The organism is Odoribacter sp. N15.MGS-14 (genome assembly GCF_000980245.1).
GTDB lineage: Bacteria > Bacteroidota > Bacteroidia > Bacteroidales > Marinifilaceae > Odoribacter > Odoribacter splanchnicus.
Window position 1 is genome coordinate 1 of sequence record NZ_LARE01000047.1, and the last position, 24,118, is coordinate 24,118.

Consider the following 24,118-nt stretch of genomic DNA (forward strand, 5'->3'; position numbering starts at 1 on the left):
TTCGAATCCAGGATAGCAGGTTACCCGGAGTTTTCTGTTTGTTTTCAAATGGCTCAATACCAAAGCAGGTGCGGCACAAATAGCTGCAACCATTCGTCCCTGATCGTAATGATGTTGCAGGATCGTCATCAATTTTTCACATTCGCTAAGGTTCTGGGCTCCCGGCATCCCTCCGGGGAAAATCAGGCATTCAGCCTCTTCCGGTCGGATTTGTTCCAATGACAAATCTGCACGGAGAGTAACCTGATGGGCGCTGGTTACTTCCTTGCCTCCCCCGACAGATACTGTCCGTACATCTACTCCTCCTCTACGAAGTACATCGACAACAGCAATAGCTTCCATTTCCTCGAAACCCGGAGCTAAAAAAAGATAGGATACATTCATAAGCTGATTATTTTATATATACTAATAGGCTTTTCAAATTTACAAAAAAATTACTTACCGACCATCTCAACCTATCCTCTTCTCACACACGTATAAATAAAAAAAGTCAATATGGAAAAACGTACTTTTGCGATGATCAAACCCGATGCTGTAGCTTGTCATTACACGGGACAGATCATTACCTTAATCGAGAAAGCCGGATTTCGGATCATTGCCCAAAAAATGCTTCGCCTTACAACCTCCGACACCAACAAATTTTATGCGGTACACAGTCAGCGTCCCTTTTTCAGGAACCTGTCCCTTTTTATGACCTCCGGTCCGGTGGTCGTGATGGTACTTGAAAAAGAAAATGCCATTGCTGAATTCAGGACCCTGATCGGAAACACAGATCCACAGACTGCCCCTATCGGCAGCATCCGGAAAACTTTCGGACAAAGTAAAACCCGGAATGCCATTCATGGCTCGGACAGCGACGAAAATGCCCTCAAAGAAATTCATTTTTTCTTCAGCGAAAGGGAAATTGTACCGGAACCTTACCGTCTTCCTATCCCTGAAGCAGAAATCGCCAGTTGAATAACAAGTAAAAAATAAGGCAGAGCCTTTTTCATCTCTGCCTTACTCCGCTTGCGGTCGTAGACCTTTTTCGATTTGTGGACTCCTCCGATCCGAACCGGACGTCCGTGTGTTTTGATCTCTTCTTCCCGGGATAGCTTTCGGTTCGCTTTCAGATAATCTTCCCGGTCAAACTGCATTTTCTTGCTCATCTTTATTCTCATTAGTTGAGGACAAAGATAGCAATTTTCATCGAATTTTTCTATACGGAAGAAGCAGTTCTCCTAGTCACAATTTAAACCTCCCGTTCAGGGATAAACCGACGAAACAAAGCTCCAGCTCTTTATTTCCTATAAAAGATCGCTCGCCAGGTCTGCCAGTTTGCTACGTTCTCCCTTTTCCAGATGTACATGGGCAAAAATATCCTGTCCCTGCATTTTATCGAACAAATGCGACAGTCCGTTCGACTTCTTATCCAGATAAGGTGAATCGATCTGATCGATATCTCCGGTAAATACCATTTTCGTACCTTCGCCTGCCCGGGTAATAATCGTTTTTACTTCATGGGGAGTAAGATTCTGAGCCTCATCGACAATAAAATAAACATCCGACAAACTCCGTCCCCGAATATAAGCCAAAGCAGAAATCATCAGTTTCTGTTCCTTCTGCATCTCTTCGATCAGGCGATTTTCAGCCCCATGGATATTAAACCGCCGCTTGATAAAACCCAGATTATCATATAAAGGCTGCATATACGGATCTACCTTTTCGTTGACATCACCGGGGAGAAAGCCCAGGTCTTTACTCGATAAAGCGACGATCGGACGGGCTAAATAAATAAATTCATACTGTTTATTCTGCTGTAAAGCCGAAGCCAGGGCCAATAAAGTTTTTCCGGTACCTGCCTTTCCACTGATCGCCACCAATTGTATGTTAGGATTCAATAAAGCATCTACCGCAAAAGCCTGCTCTGCATTTTTGGGATAAATACCGAACACATTCGGTTTTTCCACTTTCCGGATCACTCTTCTTACCGGATCATAACAAGCCAGAACCGAAGCATTCCCATTCTTCAAAACGTAATAATTATTGCCTTTGAGCTCTTGCTTCGGAAACACTTGTTCCACCTCTACCCCATTTGCATTTTCATAAATCCTGTTGATCACTTCTGTATCTATCCCTTCGATTTCCCGGACACTACGGTTGATTGCAAAATCCAGATCCTCCACCTGATCCGTTTTATAATCTTCGGCCTGCAATCCCAACGAACGGGCTTTCATCCTCAGATTCATATCTTTAGTCACCAGAATCACCTTTTGTCCCTTCATTTTTTCACTGATATACTCTGTTACAGCGAGTATACGGTGATCCGGAGTATCATCACTGAAGGAATCCTTCATTTTTTGAGAAAATTTCACTCCCGGCTGAATAAATAGTCTTCCCCGTCCTTTCCCTAAAGCTGCCCCTTTATCAAAAAAATCCTTTTCGGAAATTTTATCCAACTCACGGGCAAATTCACGGGCATGAAAATTGATCAGGTCATTCCCTTTCTTGAATTTATCCAGTTCTTCCAAAACTACTATGGGGATGACGATATCATTATTGGTAAAATTATAAATAGAACGGTAATCGTGCAGAATAACGTTCGTATCCAACACAAATGTCTTTTTTTCGTTTGCAGTCATTGTTGTATGAATTTAGAAATTTATGGTAAGATACGAATAAAAATACATAAATATCCTTTCAATCTGATTTTTTACGATTCCTTTTATCAGAATTCATCTTAATTAACTTTACATTCTTTTTCCTGCCTATTTTCTTTTTGAAAAAGAATCAATTTTTCCCATTGCAACTGTGACAACAAAAAACAGTAACAATCGATAAATTCTAATTTCATATGCGCAAAAAAGTTTGATCGATTGTTACTGTTTCATTCATTTTCTTTCCGTCAATGAATAAACCGGAACATCCGCTTCCACCGGATCTTGTCGAAAAATGATTTATCTTTATCCAAGGATAACCAAATGAAATAAGCTTTTCCGACTACGTGATCTTCCGGCACGAATCCCCAGTAGCGGGAATCTGCCGAACTATGCCGGTTATCTCCCATCATCCAGTAATAATTCATCTTAAAGGTATAACTATCCGCTACCTCACCGTTGATATAAATAACAGAATCTTTTACCTGTAAATCGTTTTCTTCATAAGTACCGATGATCCTTGCATACAAAGGCAAGGTCTTCATATTCAACTCCACTTTATCTCCTTTTTTAGGCACATACAAAGGTCCGAAATTATCTACATTCCAAGGATAATTCAAGGTATCGAAAGGAAAAATATCCGGATTAGGGCTCACCTCTTTGGTTCGGTTAATTTCGACCACATTGGGGAATTTTTTCAATTTCTCCACCATTTCCAAGGTCAACGGGAAATAGTTCACTGTAGAAGGAATACCGATATCTTCCAGCGACAATCCGATATCCTGAAGTTTCATCCGATTCAAGGGGGTACCATTGGTTCTCACCTCATACCTGTACTGCAGGTTTTCAGGATTATCGGACATTTTTCCATTGACATACAACTGAGCGTCTTTCAACTCCAGAATATCCCCGGGCATTCCGACGCCCCGTTTGATATAATTCTCCCGCTTATCGACAGGGCGGGTAGTGATCTCAAATCGTTCCCACATTTTTTCTCTCACCAGCTTCTCGGCCTGTTCCCGGGATAATCCGGGATCCTGTGCCTGAAAAATCCGGGCATTCGTACGAATCTGGCTATAATAATCGGGATTTTCAGATCCTACGATCAAGGTATCTCCGGCCGGAAAATTAAATACGATAATATCGTTTCGTTTGATTTCAGTCGTCCCCGCAATCCGTTTGTAGGGCCATTGAATGGCTTCCGAATAAGCTTTTGTCTTTTGGGTAAAAGGCAGCGTATGGTGTGTGAAAGGAACGGCTAAAGGGGTATTAGGCAACTTAGGTCCGTAGGCTACTTTGCTGACAAACAGGTAATCACCCACCAACATACTCTTCTCCATAGAGGAAGTCGGAATCGTATAGGCTTCAAAAAAGAACATACGGATCAAGGTAGCTGCCACGACCGCAAAAATCAAAGCATCGATCCATTCAACCGTTTTGGTTTGTTTCTCTACGCCTTTCTTTTTCCAAAACGCCCAATGTACTTTCTTTGTGATGTAGATATCGAAAATCACCGGCACCAGGATCAACAACCACCAGCTCCCAACCCAATAAGCCCACAACAGGTAGATAATCAGGACAAGGCTGAATTTAAACCATTTATTCGTCAAAATATTTTTCATATGATAATTATTTTCCCCATTAAAATTTCAACATATCTTCCATTCCCAACACACCGTTTTTCCCTTTCAGAAATTCAGCAGCCAGCACAGCTCCCCGGGCAAAACCTTCACGTGATACAGCCGAATGCCGGATTTCTATTTCGTCGACCTCCGATTTATAAGTTACAGCATGAATCCCGGGCACTTCACCGATACGCCTGGCCGTTACAGGCAATACATCTGCCGGCATTTGTCTCCCTTCGTTCAATTGCCAGGAACGATAACCGTCGTGGTTACCTAAAATTCCTTCGGCGATTGTAATCGCTGTACCGCTAGGGGCATCCAGTTTATGTATATGATGCGTTTCTTCGATAAATACCTTATAGTCGTTAAATCCGTTCATCATCTTAGCCAGGTATTTATTGAGCTGAAAGAAAATATTCACCCCGATACTGAAATTCGAGGCATAGAAAAATCCACCTTGTTGTTCCCGGCAACAAGCCACCACCTCATCCCATCTTTCCAGCCAACCGGTTGTCCCGGAAACCACCGGAACGCCGTTATCGAAACACCATTTATAATTTTCAACGGCAACAGCAGGCATCGTAAATTCAATAGCGACGTCAGCCTGCTTCAGTTGTTCATCCGTACAAGCCGCCCGGTTATTCTCGTCTACTATCAATACAATCTCATGTCCGCGTTCTATGGCAATCCGTTCGATCATTTTTCCCATCTTACCATATCCCAACAAAGCTATACGCATATATTTGTTTCTAAAATTTATAAACCCCATGATAAAGCAAAAAGACTTTATAGGGTCAAAGTTAACATTTATTTTTCAAGTAAGTTACAGTTGTCTTATAAAATCTATAAACAGAAAAAGGCTGCTTCACAGCAGCCTTCCCTCAGGATATTCGTTTATCATTACTTCGCAAATTCTTTTGCTTTTGCAACTACAGCTTTGAAAGCTTCCGGATGATTCATAGCCAGGTCGGCCAGAACTTTACGGTTCATGTCTACATCAGCTTTATGAATCAGACCCATAAATTTAGAATAAGACAGGCCTTCCAGACGGACAGCTGCATTAATTCTCTGAATCCACAATGCTCTAAATTCTGATTTCTTTTTACGTCTGTCACGGAACGCATATGTCAAACCTTTTTCATATGTGTTTTTGGCAACCGTCCAAACATTTTTTCTGGCACCAAAGTTTCCTTTGGTTTGTTTTAAAACCTTTTTTCTACGTGCTCTTGCAGCAACGGCATTTTTAGCTCTTGGCATAATTTTCTTTTTTTCGAATGTCAGCGTTCACTCTATGGAGAAACTTACGGCATAACATTCCGGTTAATAAAATAATTTCTTAGTAATTCTTACATAACAAGCATCTTCCGTACAGCTTTCAGGTTATGTCCGTCAACTGTAGTAACATGCGTAAGATTACGTTTCTGTTTTGTTGTTTTCTTCGTCAAAATATGACTTTTGAAAGCATGTTTTCTTTTAATCTTCCCCGTAGCGGTAAGAGTAAATCTCTTCTTCGCGCTACTCACTGTCTTCATCTTTGGCATCTTCTCGTAATTTAATTGTGTTTCAGAAAAATATAACTATCCGGCTTTCACCGCTATCCTGAGCATTATTTCTTCGGAGCCAACACCACGATCATCTTCTTTCCTTCCAGTTTCGGAGCAGCTTCCACTTTTCCGTATTCTTCCAGTTCAGCGATGAAACGTGACAACAAATCGGCCCCCTGGTCTTTAAACAAAATCGAACGTCCCTTAAAGAATACATAGGCCCTCACCTTCGCACCTTCCTGCAAAAATTCCTTCGCATGTTTCAATTTAAAATTGAAATCATGATCATCGGTCTGGGGTCCGAAACGAATCTCCTTAACGACGACCTTCACGCTTTTCGCTTTGATTTCCTTCTGTTTTTTCTTCAGTTGGTACAGGAATTTACTGTAATCAATAATCCGGCACACCGGTGGCTCGGCGTTCGGAGAGATCTCCACCAAATCCATACCGGCAGCTTCTGCCATCGCCAAAGCTTCACGTAAAGGGTATACGCCCGGTTCGATATTTTCCCCGACGACTCTTACTTGAGCAGCCCGGATTGACTCATTAATTCTGTGCTGAGGTTCTTTATTAACCTGATTTCTTGAGCCTCTGAATTCCATTCTTGTTGCTATATTAAATCCTCCTTAAGTTAGTTTATCAATAACTATAAATGGTCTGTAACTGACTATTTACTTCTTCATTTATCTTCGAAATAAAGTCTTCGACAGACATCGTTCCCATATCCCCTTGTCCCTGCCGACGAACAGAAACGGTGTTGTTGTTCATCTCATTTTCTCCGACAATCAATAGATACGGAATTTTTTTCAATTCGTTATCCCGGATTTTACGTCCTATTTTTTCATTCCGGTCATCTAAAACGGTGCGAATATCGGAATTATTTAACAAATCCGAAAGTTTTTGGGCATAATCATTGAATTTTTCGCTGATCGGCATCACAACTACCTGATCCGGCGCTAACCACAAGGGGAATTTTCCTCCGGTATGCTCGATCAATACAGCCACAAAGCGCTCCATACTTCCGAAAGGTGCCCGATGGATCATCACCGGCCGGTGTTTCAGGTTATCAGCTCCGGTATATTCCAGATCAAAACGTTCCGGCAGATTATAATCGACCTGAATGGTACCCAATTGCCATTTCCGTCCAATCGCATCTTTCACCATAAAGTCGAGCTTCGGTCCGTAGAAAGCAGCTTCGCCCAATTCGACAGTCGTCTTCAGGCCTTTTTCTTCAGCCGCTTCGATGATGGCACGTTCCGCTTTTTCCCAGTTCTCATCCGTACCGATATACTTCTCTGTATTCTTCGGATCACGTAAAGATACCTGAGCAGTAAAATCTTTGAAATCCAGCGCCTTAAAGATAGTAAAAATAATATCGATTACTTTTTTAAACTCTTCTTTCAACTGATCGGGCGTACAGAATAAGTGAGCATCGTCCTGCGTAAATCCACGTACCCGGGTCAAACCATGCAACTCTCCGCTCTGCTCGTAACGATACACCGTACCGAATTCAGCAAAACGCAGTGGCAGATCTTTATAAGAACGGGGCTTGAATTTATAAATCTCGCAATGGTGAGGACAGTTCATCGGTTTCAACATAAACTCTTCACCTTCCTGAGGAGTCGTAATCACCTGAAAACTATCTTTTCCGTATTTCTGGTAATGTCCGGAAGTCTTATACAGATTCACATTCCCGATATGTGGGGTAATGACTTGCTGGTAACCGTATTTCTTCTGTACTTTCCGCAAAAATCCCTCCAAACGGTCGCGCAACATAGCTCCTTTCGGCAACCACATCGGTAAACCGGCACCCACAGCTTGGGAAAAAGTAAACAATTCCATTTCTTTACCGATCTTCCGGTGATCCCGTTGCTTTGCCTCTTCCATCAATACCAGCCATTCGTCCAGCATTTTCTGTTTCGGGAAAGTGATACCGTAGATACGGGTCAACATTTTATTATGCTCGTTCCCTCTCCAGTAAGCACCGGCTAAACCGGTCAGTTTTATAGCCTTAATATAAGAAGTATCCGGTAAGTGCGGACCACGGCAAAGATCGGTAAAGGAGCCCTGACGATAATAAGTAATCTTACCGTCTTCCAAATCGTTGATTAACTCCACTTTATAAGTTTCGTTGATACTGTTGAAATGCTCCAGTGCTTCTTGCTTGCTCACATTGATACGGCAATACTCTTCTTTCTGGCGCGCCAATTCAAGCATTTTCTTCTCGATGGTTTCCAGATCTTTGTCGGTCAAAACGACCCCTTCTCCCGGATCGATATCATAGTAAAATCCGTTTTCGATAGCCGGTCCGATACCGAATTTGGTATTCGGGTATAATTGTTGCAGGGCTTCTGCCATCAAGTGGGCCGAAGAATGCCAGAAAGCATGTTTTCCTTCCTGATCATCCCAGGTAAATAATTTAATTTCAGCATCTGCTGTAATAGGACGTGTCAAATCCCAAATTTCCCCATTCACAGATATGGACAACACTTCCTTAGCCAGTTTGGAACTAATTCCCCGGGCAATATCCAAGCCGGTCACACCTGACTCAAATTCTTTTACATTTCCATCCGGAAATTTAATTTTTATCATAGTCGTTTATTTTATTACTACGCTACGTACGCAGCTTATTTTTAATAAGGTGCAAAGATAAGAAAAAAAGTAAAAGGTAAAAAGGTAAAAGTAAAAAGTTAAAGACGATAGGCTTTAGCTTTTAACCTTTTACTTTTTTTCCCCCTTATCGTTGTACAATTTATTGAACAAGATAGCGAGGTTCATATAGATGGTGGTATTTTGCACGACAATATGCGTAGGGACCTTTATGCGGGCAGGAGTAAAATTCCAGATGGCTTTAATTCCCCAGGCGACCATCAAGTCGGCTACATTCTGTGCATGTTCGGCGGGGACGGTAATAATACCGATCACCACTTTCCGTTCGGCAGCCATAGCACGGAATTGATCGATATGAAATATTTCGATATCATTGACTTTTGTACCGATCTTCGTTTTATCCGTATCGAAGGCAGCCTCTATCTGTAACCCGAAAGCAGACAATCCTTTATCTTGCAGCAAAGCGCTCCCCAACGAACCGGCTCCGACCAAAAATGCTCCGTCCACCCGGCTAAAACCCAAAAAATCTTCCAGAATCCGCACAAAACTGTCCACCTCGTATCCAACCCGTGTTTTACCCGAAATACCGGTATGGGAAAGATCCTTCGTCACCTGAGTCGAATCGATTTCCATATATTCAGCTATCCGGGTAGAAGACACGTACTTCTCTCCCTGCTTTTGTAAAGTCTTTACAAAAGAAAGATAAGAAGGCATACGTCTCAAGACAGGTATAGGTACATTTATATCAGCTTTCATAAATAATCTATTTATAACCTGCAAAATTAATTTTTTTTTCACAGCAAAGAGAATAAATCCCGGATTTTCAACAAGCAATTTCATTTGTTTAGTACTTTTGCATCTTGTTCTCAGACCTTCACCTAAAAATGAAAAGTCCGGGAATAACATTTGAAATTTTGAAAAAACAAATCATGAATTATCAGGAAACTTTAAATTGGTTGTTTGCCCAGCTCCCGATGTACCAAAGGGAAGGTCAGGCTGCGTACAAAGCAAACCTGGACAACACTTTACAATTGGATGAATATTTCAGACATCCCCATAAAAACTTCAAAACGATTCATGTGGCAGGTACGAACGGCAAAGGATCGGTATCCCACATGCTGGCTTCTATATTACAGCAAGCCGGATATAAAACCGGCCTGTATACTTCCCCTCATTTAAAAGATTTCCGGGAAAGGATTAAAATCAACGGAGAAATGGTCAGTGAACAATATGTCATCGATTTTGTCCGGCATCACGCCGATTTATTCTCCCGGGTAAAACCGTCTTTCTTCGAAATGACGGTAGCTATGGCTTTCAAGTATTTCGCCGATAGCCAGGTGGATATTGCAGTGATCGAAGTCGGACTGGGTGGACGCCTCGATTCCACGAACATTATCACTCCTTTAGCCTCTGTTATTACAAATATTTCCTTCGATCATATGGCACTCCTGGGGAACACCCTCGAAAAAATTGCAAGCGAAAAAGCAGGAATCATAAAACCCGGTATTCCGGTTGTCATCGGTACGCGCGACAAAACCTACGATTTTGTTTTCGAGCAAAAAGCTCAAACCTGTGAAACTCCGATCGAATTTGCAAGTGACAACTGGACGACAACGATTAACATCGACGGAAGTTTCCAGCTGACACGGAAAAACGGTTGGCATTTCGATCATTTAACCAGTGAATTGAAAGGACTCTATCAACGAAAAAATATTCCTACGGTACTGGAGACTATACCCGTTTTACAACAAGCAGGCTTAAAGATCAGCGACCAGCAAGTCCGGCAAGGTATCGAACGGGTAGTGACGAATACCGGTTTATTCGGACGCTGGCAAACCCTTTCCAACCAGCCATTGACCATTTGCGACACGGGTCACAATATCGATGGCCTGACAGAGATCACCCAACAATTAAAACAGTGCCGGTATCGAAAGCTTCATTTTGTCATCGGTATGGTTAGTGACAAAGACATCGACAGCGTATTACATATCCTTCCTCAGGATGCGGTGTATTATTTCTGCAAAGCTTCCATTCCCCGGGCTATGCCGGAGCAACAGCTTGCTCAAAAAGCAAGACAAGCAGGCCTGCAAGGCGAATATTATCCCACTGTCGCAGCAGCTTACGAAGCAGCCCGGCAAGCTGCCTCCTCCGAAGATATGATTTACATCGGTGGCAGTACATTTGTCGTTGCCGAAGTTATCTAACCTCTTCGATAAAGAGCCGATCTTCAAAGTACTTCGGAGCGACTTCTCCGGGCTTGTAAAACCGCTGATGTCGCTCCAAAAATTTTTTGAACAGACCGGCAGCTTTTCAATCCGGATTAGCCGTTTTTTCTGTATGCTGACCGGAGCCTTCGGGCTAGATTCCAAAATCAGTATCAGGAGTTACCGCCCGTCTACCTTAATATTTCTCCTTCCTTAGAAAAGACTGACTTTCCCGCCCATCAACGAGTTCCTAAATAAATCAGATACATACCGGCTAAAACCAAAAGCAGGTCTATAAACTTAGCTTTCAAATTCCTCTCTTTAAACCAGATCGCTCCGGCAATAAATGAAACCACCACCCCACTCCTGCGCACTAAAGAAATAATAGAAATCATCGAGTCTTCGTAGCTTAAAGCATAGAAATAAACAAAATCAGCCAGCACCAACAAAATAGAAATAAAAGGAATAGTATTACGCCATTGAAAAGGAGTAGATTTTTTTCTTCCGGGATACCAAAGTGTAAATAAAATAACCCCCATTATAGCCAATTGGTAAAAATTATACCATACCTGCACATTCATCCGGTCGAGACAAGTCATCAGATATTTATCGTATAACCCACTCACAGAACCGGTTACGACTGCAAGAATCATAAAATAAATCCACTTATTATGCGCAAACCGGATTCCCTCTTTCTTACCTGAACGGGAAAGCAAAAACAAAGAAATTACTGCAGTTAAAACTCCGGCCCATTGCCAAATGTTCAACCGTTCTCCAAAAACAAGTAAAGCTCCCAGTAAAGTCAGAATAGGCTGGGTAGCCTTGATCGGTGAAGCAATCGTAATAGGCAAATGTTTCAAAGAAAAATAAGCGAAAATCCAGGAAGCCAAAACGATCACAGCTTTCAAAAATAACAAAAAATGCCCTTCACTTCCGATAGCCGGTAAGAATAACAACGTATTCCGCATCATGTCAGGAGCCAAGGCAGATAAAAGGACCACCGGTAAAAAAAGAAGACAACAGAAAAAAATATTCAAAAAGAGAACCGGTATAACTGCATTCCTCTCTAAAGAAATTTTTTTCACCACATCGTACAATCCCAACAAAGTAGCAGAAACAAAAGCCAGTAACAACCACATAGTATCGAATATAAACTTGTCGACTATTCAATTTTACAAAGTCGGATATGCTTCCCTCCGACAGTCCATTCTCCGGAAAAAAAGAAAGCGATTTACCGCCTGCCCGAATCGACGCACAATCATTTCCGCCCTGCCCATGCGATACCGAAACCCTACTCCAGCGTCATTTATATATAAACAGGATGTTTACCAGAAATCCGGCGCGAAAATAAAGTAAAATCCCCTTAAATACAAATCTTCGAATCGGATGTATTCTCCGAATCAGAGAAGCGATATAGTAATCAATAGCATTCCGACGGTTATAAAATAATAGTTTTTAATGAATAATACAGAGGGATATCGCCTGGTTAACCATATTATTTGATGAAGTTTTCAAAATTTTTTTTTATTTTATTGATATAGACTATCTTTGTACCCTGTATTCTGGTAAAATAGTCCGGAATCTTTGAAGAATTAGGGTAGTTTGACTAAAAAAGTCTGTAAAACTCAATCTTAGATAATTGTGTCCAAAAAGAAAATTAAAAAAGTTGTGGATGTCGGATTCATCCCTGGTATTTATAATTATTGCGATCGTTGGTGTGAAAAATGCGAACAACAGTTGCGGTGTATGAGCTTTGTAATGGGAAAAAAGATCGAGGAGAAAGGCGGTTTCAATTTTGAACGGGAAGGCCATCGGGAAGATGAAAGTATTTGGGCACGCCTGAAAGAAGTCTTCGAATCTACTTATGAAGTATTACATGAATTGGCTGAAGAACGCGGATTAGATGTCGAGGACATTTATGCTTCGGAAAATATCGACCGGGAGTTTTGGGGTGAGGATTACGAAGGGACTCCAAGAGAGCAAGTTTACCAAAAACTCGAATCTTCGGATCTCCTCCGAATTTGCAGTATTTACGAATATTGGGCCGATAAATGTCTGGAGCAGCTTTACGAAATAATAAATGATAAAGAAAAAAACGAACTTCTGGAAGAGGCTTTAGAAGTCGTCGGCTGGTATCCGGATTTGATTCAAGCCAAAATCCGAAGGGCATTATACGGTTATCACTACCATACGGCCAATAAGTCAAAAACGACAGAAGACTATAATGGATCGGCCAAAGTGGCTCTTATCGGGGTGGAACGTTCGATTGAAAACTGGAAAATAATACAACCTTTGTGTCCGGCTTATCAAAAAGAAATATCCCATCTATTGGTAGTATTGGAACAATTACGCAGCGATGCCGACGAGTATTTTCCTAAAGCCAGGACATTCGTACGCCCCGGGTTCGACAATTGATAGCCGGTCCGAAAGGCCTTCAAAGAAAATCAAGAATAAAAAATGAACGGTGCCAACAGTTAAAAACTGCATATGCACCGTCCAACTATAAAAGAATTCTTTACTTATCGGACTATTCTATCGGATCAGAATAAACTTTCCACCAACTGGTCGTCTGCATAATTCGGTAAAGTCACTTTCAGATTCGGATTCGCCTCCATAGCCCGTTTGATCGCAAATACGGCACCTTCGTTCCGAGCCCAGCTCCGGCGGGAAATACCGTTATTCACATCCCAGAACAGCATATTTTTCAAGCGTCTGTCAGCATCGGCAGAGCCATCCAGCAACATACCGAAACCTCCGTTGATCACTTCTCCCCAGCCGACACCACCACCATTATGCAAAGACACCCAGGTAGCCCCTCTGAAAGAATCACCGATCACATTCTGTACGGCCATATCCGCCGTAAACTTCGATCCGTCGTAAATATTCGAAGTCTCCCGGTAAGGTGAATCTGTTCCGGACACATCGTGGTGATCACGTCCCAGCACAACAGGAGCAGAGATCTCTCCCCATTCGATCGCCTTGTTAAAAGCTTCTGCAATCTTTATTCTTCCTTCAGCATCTGCGTAAAGGATGCGAGCCTGTGAACCTACCACCAAATGGTTTTCGGCAGCAGCTTTGATCCAGCGTATATTGTCATGCATCTGTTGCTGAATTTCTTTCGGAGACTGAGCAGCCAGCTCTTCCAGTACTTTAGCAGCCAACTCATCGGTCTTCGCCAAATCCTTCGGATCACCGCTGGTACATACCCAACGGAAAGGACCGAAACCGTAATCGAAACACATCGGTCCCATAATATCCTGAACATAAGAAGGATACTTGAAGTCGCCGTTCGGCTTCAGGATATCGGCACCGGCACGGGAAGACTCTAATAAAAATGCATTCCCGTAATCGAAGAAATAAGTTCCGAACCGTTCGACACATTTATTGATAGCAGCCACATGGCGACGTAAGGACTCCTGTACTTTCTCTTTAAATAATTCCGGTTGTTCGGCCATCATTTGTTTGCTCTCTTCGAAAGAAAGACCGACAGGATAATATCCTCCTGCCCAGGGATTATGCAAAGAAGTCTGGTCGGATCCCAGCTCGACCACGATATCTTCCTCAGCCAACCGCTCCCACAAATCGACGACATTCCCTTGGTAAGCAATGGAAACGACCTGTTTGTCAGCTTTCGCCTGCCGCACCCGTTTCATCAGCACATCCAGATCATCGATCACCTCATCTACCCATCCCTGTGAATAACGGGTATGGGTAGCTTTCGGATTGATTTCGGCAGTGATACTTACACAACCGGCAATATTGCCTGCTTTAGGCTGAGCTCCCGACATACCTCCCAAACCTGCGGTAACGAACAACTTCCCCGCCAGACCTTCACCATGTTTGGAGATCTTACGACCGGCATTTAAAACCGTGATGGTAGTACCATGAACGATTCCTTGCGGCCCGATATACATATACGATCCGGCAGTCATTTGTCCGTATTGGGATACACCAAGAGCATTAAACCTTTCCCAATCGTCCTGTTTCGAATAATTCGGAATGACCATACCATTGGTGACCACAACCCGGGGAGCATCTTTATGCGAAGGAAACAATCCCAGCGGATGACCGGAATACATCACCAGAGTTTGTTCGTCGGTCATTTCTGACAAATATTTCATAGCCAGACGATATTGTGCCCAGTTTTGGAATACCGCACCGTTTCCTCCGTAAGTAATCAACTCATGGGGATGTTGTGCAACAGCCTTATCCAGATTATTGTTGATCATCAGCATAATAGCAGCTGCTTGCAAACATTTATGAGGATAATCGTATATATTATGAGCGTACATTTCATAATCCGGCCGGAACCGATACATATAAATCCGGCCATATTTTTCTAATTCTTCTGCAAATTCACGGGCCAAAACAGCATGATGCCGCGGTTCGAAATAGCGTAAGGCGTTCCGGATAGCGAGTTTTTTTTCCTCTTTCGTCAGGATATCCTTCCGTTTCGGTGCATGGTTTACCTCCGGATCATAAGGTTTCGGTGCAGGCAATTCCGCGGGAATACCTTCCCGGATAGATTGTTGGAATTCTTGTAATGTCATCTCATTATATATTTAATATTTATTACTTTTCGACCCGCTAATTTAATAATTTCAAACGATTACGCCCAAAAATATCACAATTAATCACACACCTTTCCTTTAAAATATAGTCACCGAGCGGGGTTTGATCACAAATCCAAACCGTAGGTAACGCCTGAACTGATTGTAGGCGATCATACTTTCGCCATATCCATTACAAAATTGCATAAATAAATATTGGTTATCTTCTCTGAACAATCGATAGGCAATCTCCAAACGCCAATTCGCATTCCAATTCCACCCACCCCGTTTTATCATTAAGGCCGAACAAGACAAACGTCCGTTATCACTGGCGTAAGTCGCTGCCAAATGTCCGATTCCGGCATATCTGGTCAGATGTCTGTTTTCTTTAGCTACTTGCATAGCTATCCAAACCTTGGCCTGAAAAGTATAATTTTTATTCATCAGATAAATACCGGTAAAAGTCAGCCGGTTCCAACTCCTCGACCAAATACTGTCGCGCCCGTTCGATTCATGCTCAAATTGCACCATCCCGATACCTTTAATCCTTCCCTCCCCGATAAAATTACGTCCGACCCCTAAAGAAGGGTTATAATTATTGTCCGCAAAAGGGGCCGATTTCCGGTAAATATCCCAAAAAGACTTCTGGCTGTACGTCAGGAATAAATAAATCCGATAAGGCAATAACTTGCGGTAAAGCCGGTGGCGTAAGCTAATCTGAAATTTAGCATCCGAATTGTATTTCGAAATTTTTCCACCGGTGAAACTCGTTCCGGTCACCACATAATTATCTTTATATATAGTGAAAGCCGGTATATTTCCTAAAGCCTGCATCAGGCTATCTTCCGATTGTCCCGAAAAGTCCGGCTCTTCATTTTGTGACCGGGCATCCAATCCCCAAATACCTAACACCAAACTCAAAACAACAATTTTAAAAGTCATGCTTCTTCTCATTAAAAACCATTTCGTTATCAACATTTTACGCCAACCACAAAAGAAAGGTTATCCGACTATTTCCAACCTTTCGGCAGAAAAAAACGTATTTCAGGCATTACAAACAACTTAAAACAGTATCATCATGGATTTTACAGACGAAACTATTCCGATGCCCCGGATCGGCGATCAGGCTCCGGTATTCGATGCAGTCACTACTCAAGGAAAAATTCATTTTCCTCTGGACTTTAACGGCAAATGGATTATTCTTTTCAGTCATCCTTCCGATTTCACTCCGGTATGTACCTCCGAATTCGTCACTTTCGGAGCTATGACGGAAGAATTCAAAGCGCTGAATTGTCAATTGATAGGACTTTCTGTCGACGGTTTATACAGTCATATTGCCTGGTTGCGGACCATCCGTGAGAAGATCGAGTACAAAGGAAAGAAAAATGTTGAGGTTCAATTTCCGTTAATTGCCGATGTAACCATGGAAGTAGCCCATTTATACGGCATGATCCAACCCCGGGAAAGCTCGACCAACGCTGTCCGTGCCGTATTTTACATCGATCCGCAAGGAATCATCCGGGCCATTATCTATTATCCGCTGGCTCTGGGACGAAATTTCGACGAACTGAAACGGGTACTTATCGGCTTGCAAACCATCGACAAATATGGAGTAGCCCTACCGGCCGACTGGCGTCCTGGAGACGAAGTGATCGCTCCTACCCCGGGCTCGTTCAATGCGGCAAACGAACGAATGGACAAACCTGCCAGCGGTACCCGATGCTACGATTGGTTCTTTTGTCTGAAAAAACTCCCCGCAAAATAAGGGAAAGGTGAGGATTAATAGCTACCTTTGTCCATATAAATCGAATCTTATGAAAGTAGCTATTCCGACAAGAAATAATGTCGTCGACGATCATTTCGGACATTGTGAGTATTATACGATTTTCACAATCAGTGAAGACAAACTGATTGTCTGTACAGAAATTCAGGCTTCTCCGGAAGGATGTGGATGTAAATCCAATATAGCCTCGGTATTAGAAGAAAAAGGTGTTGAATTGATGCTCGCGGGCAATATGGGCGAAGGGGCCAAACATACGCTCGAAGACCACCATATCCGGGTGATACGGGGATGTTCGGGCAGTGTCGAAGCAGTAGTCAATGCCTGGCTGCAAGGCGCACTCACCGATTCCGGAGAAGCCTGTCAACACCACGATTGTCCGGACCATCACGATTCTGCGCCACTGACTTTCAAAGTGTTGAAATAATGCCGCTATTTCCCATTTTAATTTTATAATACAGCTATGAATATAAGAATAGGTGATATCGTACGGTTCATTTCAGAAAAAATGGAAGGTAAAGTAACCGGCATCATAGACAATACAACCGTCAATATCTTTGTCGACGACTATGGGTTCGAGATACCGGCTTCGACAAGTGACCTGGTCGTCATCCACTCTGATGTCAATCCTTCTAAACCGGATAGTAGTTCCGCAGCCCAGGCACATCCTCAGGTACAAAAAGGGGTAACGATGGAATCGGCCGATACGTTGTATTTCGCTATTGTCCCCGATAATTTCAACAATTTGCTGGATTCCCGCTATGAACTATTTTTGGTTAACGATACACAGCAAACTTGTCTCTATTCGATCGCTTTTCGCCATGGGGAAAAATATAGCGGTATCAGTGCCGGTAATTGTAATCCGGACAGCACTTGTCCGATAGGAACATACTCGTTAAAAGATATCGATGCCGGTATAAAAGCCGTTCATATCCAGGCAATCTTTTTCAAGAAAGGTTCCACGACGCCCAGAACTCCGATCGAAGCAGAAGTAAAAATCAATACTGTCAATCTTTGTAAATCCGGTATTTATAAACATACCCGCTGGTTTGATTCGATTTGCATCATCCATGCTTTGGATAAAGAACATCTGCCTGCCACCGAAGAAATCGATGAGAAACAACTCACTCAGGCCATACGCGAGAAAAAGGACACAACACCGGCCCCGACTCCCCGGCCACAAAAACAGATTGTCGGTAACATCGTCGAGATAGATTTACATTGTCATGAATTACTCGAAACAACGGCCGGAATGAATAATAAAGATATCCTGGAATATCAATTGGAAGTTTTCCGGAAAACCATGGAAGAATACAAACTACGGAAAGGCCAAAAAATAGTCTTTATTCATGGAAAAGGAGACGGTATCTTACGGCAGCGCATTTTATGGGAACTCCAGACAAAATACAAACGCCACCATCATCAGGATGCTTCTTTCAAACAATATGGATACGGAGCGACAATGGTTACGATAAAATAAAACAGCCGTCGTGAGACGGCTGTTTTATTTTTATTTACTTTCCAACTCACCGATATACCGTTCGGCATCGATAGCAGCACGGCAACCAGAACCTGCAGCGGCAATCCCCTGACGATAAACCGGATCCATGATATCTCCGGCAGCGAACACACCCGGCACATTGGTACGGGTCGAAGCCCCTTCGGTAATAATATAACCTTGTTCGTCTACCTTTACATACTTACTGAATACTTCGGAATTCGGATGATGACCGATAGCCAGGAAGAATCCGTCGATCTTAATGTCTTTTTCACATTCTTCCGGTTCGCCTTTCCGATACAACAGACGTGCACCTTCGAGTCCCATATCCGAACCGTAAAGTTCAAGCGTATTGTGTTCGAAAAGCACTTCGATGTTTTCAGTATTGAATACCCGTTGCTGCATAGCTTTAGAAGCTCTCAGATAGTTTTTGCGGACAATCAGATATACTTTCCGGCACAGACCTGCCAGATAAGTTGCCTCCTCGCAAGCAGTATCACCACCACCGACGACAGCCACATCTTTACCCCGGTAAAAGAATCCGTCGCAAGTAGCACAGGCACTCACTCCCAGACCTCTGAATTTCTCTTCGGTAGGAAGCCCCAGGTATTTAGCCGAAGCCCCCGTAGCGATGATCACTGTATCAGCTTCGATTTGCTTGCAATCGTCGATCGTCAGTTTATGAGGATGCCCGGAAAAATCGACGGCAGTAACGATACCGAAACGGATATCCGTCCCGAAACGTTCTGCCTGCTTACGCATATCTTCCATCATAACAGGACCTGTCACTCCTTCCGGATAACCGGGAAAATTCTCGACTTCGGTAGTTGTCGTCAACTGTCCACCCATCTGTAAGCCTGTATATAATACCGGTTTCAAATTTGCACGGGCAGCATAAATAGCCGCAGTATAGCCGGCAGGGCCTGAACCGATGATCACACATTTTATTCTTTCAATTGTATTTTCTTCTGCCATAATCTTTATGATTTACATTATTATTTAGATTCAAACTAAGCGTTACAAAACTATTAATTTAAAATATGGATTACAATATTTTCCTGTCTGGCAAGCGGTTAAAAAAAAGTTAAACACTATTTTACATTATAAAGCAGAACAATATTCCAATATTGTAACACACCCTATTTCAGTAACTCTCCTCTTTTAGCCTCCAAACAGATAGCAAAACCCTATAATCGGACCTATTTTCCAACGCCCCCGCTCTTTCTGCTTCCAGCAAACACTCCCACAATTTATTGAAAACTAAACAATAAACTACTTTTACCAAACAATTATCAAAACAGATAAAAATCCGGTAATATTTTCTTATATTTGTGTATATTCAATTTTGCAAAAATAGTACAATTCTGCAATAAAAACAAGCAAATCTTGAATTATTTTCAATATATATCAAAAAAAGATTCGTATGGAAAAACTTTCGCCGGAACAACAAGAAAGGTTGCAGGAATATTTAGAAACCAGAAAGATTTCTAAATACCGGATCGCACACGATCTGAACCTCTCCGCCTCGACTATATCCAATTATCTGACAGGCAAGACGAAACCCGATGGAATCAAGTGGGAATTATTTCGTAACTATTTGGGAATTTCCGAAGAATGGATACGGACAGGACAAAATATGGTCAGCACACCCCATGATGAAACTTCCCCTAAAAAGACTCCGGCCCCAAACAGTGTGGAAGCAGCTGTAGAGGAAATCCGGCTGATGTTCCAAACCAGAGACGACCAGTATATGAACCTTCACAAAGATTTGGAAAAACTATTCAGAATGCAGCAAGAATTACTGACTACCCTTTCCGCACTACTCCCCAAACTGAAAAAATAATACAAAGACATAGATAAACTTCACCCCTCTGGCGAGTAAGAAATTCTCTTCAGAGGGGTGTCTATCATTAAGATACTTTCAGATAGGAAGCCAGCAGCCGCGCTTCTTCGCCATAATAACACATAACAGGAGTCACCGCCTCATAGGAATAAGGGATATACTCTGAAATCTGTACTGCGGCAAATTTTTGATCGTCAGCAATCATTGCCTCCACTTTCACACCGGTATCTTTTTCCCGTTTCATTTTTTTCAGATCTTCAAACCGCTTCATTTCCATACAATCCTGTAGATTGTCACTTTCATGCACATCGAAATACATGGTCATCGTTTTCAGTTTACTTTTGGTCGGTTTGAACATATAGCAACTACGATCGACCAACAATTTAATGACTCCACTTAGAAACAACAAAGCCGAAGCGGTAAACAGAAATGTCGGCATAGAAGAATTCGGATCTTCAAAACTCATACCACCGATGGCACATGCCACCGAAATAATTAACACAATAGTCGCTACACCGGAAATCCGGGTTTGTTTTACTACTTCTTTATTAGTAACATTTTCTATATCTTCCTGAAGTTTTTTGAACTTTCCCATAATTTTCTCATTTTTAAATTGTTTTATTCATCGGTCCGTTTCCTGTCGATCCACGCACACAACAATACCGATCCTCCGGTCAATCAAACGAACCAACGATTAAATGATCAGTGAACCGACAGTATATAAACAAAGCAATTAAATAATGATTTTACGCAGGGAAAAGATATAATAGCCGGCATATTTTTGCCTGGCCGCATATTCCTGCGAGAAAAAGAAAGTTGTTTTTAAATGATTTTTCAGCAACATTTCCCGCTCTTCAAGCTGATACTCCATAAATTTGTCGAAAGTAAAACCACCCGGCCGATACCGTCTGGCAATATTAGAAGTAAAGCTAAGGGTAGGCTGTACCGAAAGGTTCGTAAAATGATTCGCTTCCATCAAGGCACTGATCACCTCGTCTAACTTTTGAACCACCTTGTCATCAGAGCCAGTCATCTTTTCTGCAACCAAATTCTCCGGGCCAAAATAATTCACCGTTGTGTTCCAACTCCACACAACTGTAAACAAAAACAATAGACATATAACAAACCGTTTCATCAACCCGAATTTTGTGCAAATATACGCATTTCTTCAACAGGATGATTGCCCTGAGACAAAAATTACAAAAAAAAATGGATAAACACTTCCGGAACAATAAACGTACAAGCAAGGGTAAACGCTAAAATTTTCAACATGTTAACAGCAATGATCGTGATGTTCGTCATCGGATATATTTTCATCGCGCTCGAACATCAGACCGGTATTAATAAAACGGCAATAGCTCTTCTGTTGGGGATCCTCTTATGGGTCATGTATATCTTTTCCGGTCCGCAAATCATCGTAGGGGCGGATCCGGCCGCTTTTCAAAATTTCATACACCAGCATCCGGCCTATGAGCATCTCTCCCCGCTTGCCCAGGTACGTGAATATATTCTTAATTGGGAAATTATCGATCATTTAGGCAATATCTCCGAAATCCTATTCTATCTGATCGGCGCTTTAACTATTGTAGAGACGATCGATGTTCACCAGGGTTTCGACGGAATCACCCGGTCTGTAAAAACAAAAAACAAAAAGAAGCTGTTATGGCTCGTAGCTTTTATCACCTTTTTTATGTCGTCCGTACTGGATAACATGACCTCGGCTATCGTCATGATGATGCTGATTCAAAAGCTATTGTCGGAACAACGCGAACGCTGGATTTTCGGCAGTATCATCATTATTGCAGCCAATGCCGGGGGAGCCTGGACCCCGATCGGGGATGTCACCACAATCATGCTCTGGATCAACGATAACATTACTTCAGGTAACATCATGAAAGGCCTGTTTCTCCCCAGTGTTATCTCGCTGGCAATTCCGGTATGGCTGGTCTCTTATTCATTGAAAAGCAACAGCATAACCACCCCCTCCCCAACTTCCGGCGTTTCTTCCCTTTACCTCGGTAAACAGGAGCAAACAAGTATCCTGATCATCGGTATCCTTTGTCTGTTAGCGGTTCCCATCTTTAAATCACTGACCGATCTGCCTCCTTTTGCCGGCATACTCTTTACCTTAGGTTTTCTGTGGTTTTACACCGATTGCCTGTATAACCGGAAGAAAACAGATTCGACCGGTCTGAAATACCGGATTCCCGATATCCTGACCAAAGTAGATTTCTCTACTATTTTATTTTTCTTCGGTATCCTGATGGCGGTCGCAGCCCTGGAAGCTATAGGCCTATTACACCACTTGTCCGATTTACTGAATTCGGGTATTCATAATGTCTATATCATTACAGGTATTATCGGATTTCTTTCTTCTGTCATCGACAATGTACCTTTAGTAGCGGCTGCCATGGGCATGTATCCGCTCACAGTGCCGGCCACAGCGGGAGGTATTCCCGAAACTGCCTATTTGTTGAATTTTGTCAGTGACGGGAATTTCTGGAAACTTTTAGCTTATTGTGCCGGAACAGGTGGAAGTATTCTGATCATCGGCTCTGCCGCCGGAGTAGTAGTGATGGGACTCGAGAAAATCAGTTTCACCTGGTATATGCGGCATATCAGCTGGATCGCCATAACCGGATTTCTGGCCGGAATAGGTATCTATTATTTGCAAAACCTGATTCTTTAGTTCCGACACGACAGAAATAAGTTATAGCCGATAAACAACCATTTACTCATGATTAGGTATGAAGTGTCCCCCAAAAGTTTTATGTCCAACTTTTTGGGGGACACTTCAAAGATAGCTGATGTCTCCAAGAACAACCTTACTGTATCATATCCTTTCCTATTTTTTTCCCCCGATCTTCTCCAGCCAGTTCAATATGCCGTCTTTGGAGCCTGCCACACGATCGCGGGCAATAGCATATCCATCGAGGACAGTAGCACCTTTCTCCATTTCCCGGATGGTCTTGATGGCATCCGAGAAACGGCTGCCGCCATGCGTGCAAAACGGAACAATAGTTTTGCCGCTGAAGTCGTACTCATCGAAGAACGAATAGAGCGGCATCGGCATGTCATACCACCAGTTAGGGAATCCGACGAACACCACATCGTAATCTTGCAGATTTTCGATATGTGTAGCCAGCTTCGGACGGGCTTTATTGTCGGTTTCCACTTTCGCGGCATCGATCAGAGCCTTATGTGATCCGGGATAAGTATGGACGGTCTTTATCTCGAAGAGATCGCTTCCTGTGGCCTCGCTGATAATGGCTGCGACATATTGGGTGTTTCCCATTACCTCGCCGTCGGAAAGGACACGGCTCGCTCCCGACGAAGCGTCCACACCATCGGTTTCAGGGACGGAAAAGTAAACGACCAAAGATTTTCCATTGACTGCATTTGCAGCCGATTCTATCCGTCGCTCTGATACAATTTCCGTAGCCGTTATCTCTTCCGAGGTGTTTTCACGTCCGGCCGCCCAACCATAAGCAGTCACTGCACAGGCTATAATTGACAGTATTCCTGCTGTTATCATTCCTTTTTCCATATTTATTCATTTTATGATTGTTTATTCTATCATTCCGATTCTACGCAACCAAGCCTCTGTGCCACCGGCATTGCCCGGCATGTCGATTCCGGCATCGTCCGGACGGCCCGGTGTAGTGATGTCGTCCGGGTCGAGATCTTCGGGCAGAGTTTCCGGAATGTGCTTCGAATCAGGTGTTACTTTGTAAATTTTCTGCATCGACTCATTCAGATAAGTCGTTGCGCCGTAGGTGAAGAACGGAATAATCACCTTGTCTTTCAAGTCGTACGCTTCAAGAAACG

At 42.7% G+C, this 24,118-nt stretch carries 24 protein-coding genes and 2 pseudogenes; 8 read left to right on the forward strand and 18 right to left on the reverse strand.

Annotation, left to right across the window (positions count from 1 at the left end; genetic code table 11):
* Positions 1-384 (reverse strand): DJ-1 family glyoxalase III (locus tag WS34_RS10285; RefSeq protein WP_046404663.1); only part of this gene is annotated, 384 nt, incomplete at its 3' end.
* Between the two features lie 111 nt (positions 385-495).
* On the opposite strand from WS34_RS10285, the gene ndk reads away from it, so the two are divergent.
* Positions 496-957, forward strand: a complete 462-nt coding sequence (ndk, locus tag WS34_RS10290; protein ID WP_046402801.1) for a nucleoside-diphosphate kinase — start codon at positions 496-498, stop codon at positions 955-957.
* On the opposite strand, the gene WS34_RS10295 is transcribed toward ndk, so the two are convergent.
* The 9 genes and pseudogenes from WS34_RS10295 to WS34_RS10335 form a co-directional block, all read right to left on the reverse strand.
* Positions 918-1,148, reverse strand: a complete 231-nt coding sequence (locus tag WS34_RS10295) for a hypothetical protein (RefSeq protein ID WP_118104192.1) — start codon at positions 1,146-1,148, stop codon at positions 918-920. The two genes, ndk and WS34_RS10295, sit on opposite strands and share 40 nt — an antisense overlap.
* 138 nt (positions 1,149-1,286) lie before the next feature.
* Entirely contained in the window at positions 1,287-2,621 is a 1,335-nt protein-coding gene (locus WS34_RS10300) for a PhoH family protein (RefSeq protein ID WP_013610745.1), read from the reverse strand.
* 263 nt (positions 2,622-2,884) lie between these two features.
* Positions 2,885-4,258, reverse strand: coding sequence for a S26 family signal peptidase (locus WS34_RS10305; RefSeq protein ID WP_013610744.1), 1,374 nt, complete (start codon positions 4,256-4,258; stop codon positions 2,885-2,887).
* Between the two features lie 19 nt (positions 4,259-4,277).
* Entirely contained in the window at positions 4,278-5,000 is a 723-nt protein-coding gene (dapB, locus tag WS34_RS10310) for a 4-hydroxy-tetrahydrodipicolinate reductase (protein ID WP_013610743.1), read from the reverse strand.
* Positions 5,001-5,161: 161 nt separating this feature from the next.
* On the reverse strand, positions 5,162-5,518 hold the full coding sequence (gene rplT, locus WS34_RS10315; RefSeq protein ID WP_013610742.1) for a 50S ribosomal protein L20: 357 nt from the start codon (positions 5,516-5,518) through the stop codon (positions 5,162-5,164).
* Positions 5,519-5,607: 89 nt separating this feature from the next.
* On the reverse strand, positions 5,608-5,802 hold the full coding sequence (gene rpmI / locus WS34_RS10320) for a 50S ribosomal protein L35 (protein WP_013610741.1): 195 nt from the start codon (positions 5,800-5,802) through the stop codon (positions 5,608-5,610).
* A gap of 68 nt (positions 5,803-5,870) precedes the next feature.
* Positions 5,871-6,407, reverse strand: a pseudogene (infC, locus tag WS34_RS10325) (translation initiation factor IF-3); the annotation flags it as partial.
* A 37-nt stretch (positions 6,408-6,444) separates the two neighbouring features.
* Positions 6,445-8,397 carry a threonine--tRNA ligase gene (gene thrS, locus WS34_RS10330; protein ID WP_013610739.1) on the reverse strand — a complete coding sequence of 651 codons (1,953 nt, stop codon included), beginning with the start codon at positions 8,395-8,397 and terminating at the stop codon, positions 6,445-6,447.
* Positions 8,398-8,526: 129 nt separating this feature from the next.
* Positions 8,527-9,171 carry a redox-sensing transcriptional repressor Rex gene (locus tag WS34_RS10335; protein ID WP_013610738.1) on the reverse strand — a complete coding sequence of 215 codons (645 nt, stop codon included), beginning with the start codon at positions 9,169-9,171 and terminating at the stop codon, positions 8,527-8,529.
* A 173-nt stretch (positions 9,172-9,344) separates the two neighbouring features.
* Between WS34_RS10335 and WS34_RS10340 the strand changes: the two genes are divergently transcribed.
* Complete coding sequence (locus WS34_RS10340) at positions 9,345-10,619, forward strand: bifunctional folylpolyglutamate synthase/dihydrofolate synthase (protein ID WP_013610737.1); 1,275 nt, start codon at positions 9,345-9,347, stop codon at positions 10,617-10,619.
* 239 nt (positions 10,620-10,858) lie between these two features.
* On the opposite strand, the gene WS34_RS10345 is transcribed toward WS34_RS10340, so the two are convergent.
* Complete coding sequence (locus WS34_RS10345; RefSeq protein ID WP_013610736.1) at positions 10,859-11,758, reverse strand: DMT family transporter; 900 nt, start codon at positions 11,756-11,758, stop codon at positions 10,859-10,861.
* Between the two features lie 502 nt (positions 11,759-12,260).
* Here WS34_RS10345 and WS34_RS10350 point away from each other — a divergent pair.
* Positions 12,261-13,034 carry a hypothetical protein gene (locus WS34_RS10350; protein WP_046402799.1) on the forward strand — a complete coding sequence of 258 codons (774 nt, stop codon included), beginning with the start codon at positions 12,261-12,263 and terminating at the stop codon, positions 13,032-13,034.
* Positions 13,035-13,159: 125 nt separating this feature from the next.
* On the opposite strand, the gene hutU is transcribed toward WS34_RS10350, so the two are convergent.
* Together hutU and WS34_RS10360 are read right to left on the reverse strand one after the other, a co-directional pair.
* Positions 13,160-15,169, reverse strand: coding sequence for a urocanate hydratase (gene hutU / locus WS34_RS10355; protein ID WP_022160051.1), 2,010 nt, complete (start codon positions 15,167-15,169; stop codon positions 13,160-13,162).
* A gap of 99 nt (positions 15,170-15,268) precedes the next feature.
* Positions 15,269-16,111 (reverse strand): phospholipase A, encoded by an 843-nt coding sequence (locus WS34_RS10360; protein WP_046404651.1) that lies wholly within the window; start codon positions 16,109-16,111, stop codon positions 15,269-15,271.
* 136 nt (positions 16,112-16,247) lie between these two features.
* Here WS34_RS10360 and WS34_RS10365 point away from each other — a divergent pair, with 136 nt between their 5' ends.
* The 3 genes from WS34_RS10365 to WS34_RS10375 are packed head-to-tail and all read left to right on the forward strand — an operon-like array spanning position 16,248 to position 18,429.
* Positions 16,248-16,934: a peroxiredoxin gene (locus WS34_RS10365; protein WP_046404653.1), complete on the forward strand. Its 687-nt coding sequence runs from the start codon at positions 16,248-16,250 to the stop codon at positions 16,932-16,934.
* Between the two features lie 49 nt (positions 16,935-16,983).
* Positions 16,984-17,376: a NifB/NifX family molybdenum-iron cluster-binding protein gene (locus tag WS34_RS10370; RefSeq protein ID WP_022160054.1), complete on the forward strand. Its 393-nt coding sequence runs from the start codon at positions 16,984-16,986 to the stop codon at positions 17,374-17,376.
* Positions 17,377-17,412: 36 nt separating this feature from the next.
* Complete coding sequence (locus tag WS34_RS10375; RefSeq protein ID WP_022160055.1) at positions 17,413-18,429, forward strand: DUF2027 domain-containing protein; 1,017 nt, start codon at positions 17,413-17,415, stop codon at positions 18,427-18,429.
* Positions 18,430-18,459: 30 nt separating this feature from the next.
* Here the strand turns inward: WS34_RS10375 and trxB are convergent, their stop codons facing one another.
* Complete coding sequence (trxB, locus tag WS34_RS10380) at positions 18,460-19,422, reverse strand: thioredoxin-disulfide reductase (RefSeq protein WP_046404656.1); 963 nt, start codon at positions 19,420-19,422, stop codon at positions 18,460-18,462.
* A 448-nt stretch (positions 19,423-19,870) separates the two neighbouring features.
* Here trxB and WS34_RS10385 point away from each other — a divergent pair, with 448 nt between their 5' ends.
* On the forward strand, positions 19,871-20,290 hold the full coding sequence (locus tag WS34_RS10385; RefSeq protein ID WP_013610728.1) for a helix-turn-helix domain-containing protein: 420 nt from the start codon (positions 19,871-19,873) through the stop codon (positions 20,288-20,290).
* A 67-nt stretch (positions 20,291-20,357) separates the two neighbouring features.
* Here WS34_RS10385 and WS34_RS10390 read toward each other — a convergent pair whose 3' ends face one another.
* Together WS34_RS10390 and WS34_RS10395 are read right to left on the reverse strand one after the other, a co-directional pair.
* On the reverse strand, positions 20,358-20,885 hold the full coding sequence (locus tag WS34_RS10390; protein WP_013610727.1) for a hypothetical protein: 528 nt from the start codon (positions 20,883-20,885) through the stop codon (positions 20,358-20,360).
* A gap of 138 nt (positions 20,886-21,023) precedes the next feature.
* Entirely contained in the window at positions 21,024-21,425 is a 402-nt protein-coding gene (locus tag WS34_RS10395) for a DUF8440 family protein (RefSeq protein ID WP_046404658.1), read from the reverse strand.
* 135 nt (positions 21,426-21,560) lie between these two features.
* Between WS34_RS10395 and nhaD the strand changes: the two genes are divergently transcribed.
* Positions 21,561-22,979: a sodium:proton antiporter NhaD gene (gene nhaD / locus WS34_RS10400; protein WP_046404162.1), complete on the forward strand. Its 1,419-nt coding sequence runs from the start codon at positions 21,561-21,563 to the stop codon at positions 22,977-22,979.
* Between the two features lie 156 nt (positions 22,980-23,135).
* On the opposite strand, the gene WS34_RS10405 is transcribed toward nhaD, so the two are convergent.
* Both WS34_RS10405 and WS34_RS10410 read right to left on the reverse strand, forming a co-directional pair.
* Positions 23,136-23,837: a flavodoxin gene (locus WS34_RS10405; RefSeq protein WP_046404661.1), complete on the reverse strand. Its 702-nt coding sequence runs from the start codon at positions 23,835-23,837 to the stop codon at positions 23,136-23,138.
* 21 nt (positions 23,838-23,858) lie between these two features.
* A pseudogene (locus WS34_RS10410) lies at positions 23,859-24,118 on the reverse strand (flavodoxin); the annotation flags it as partial.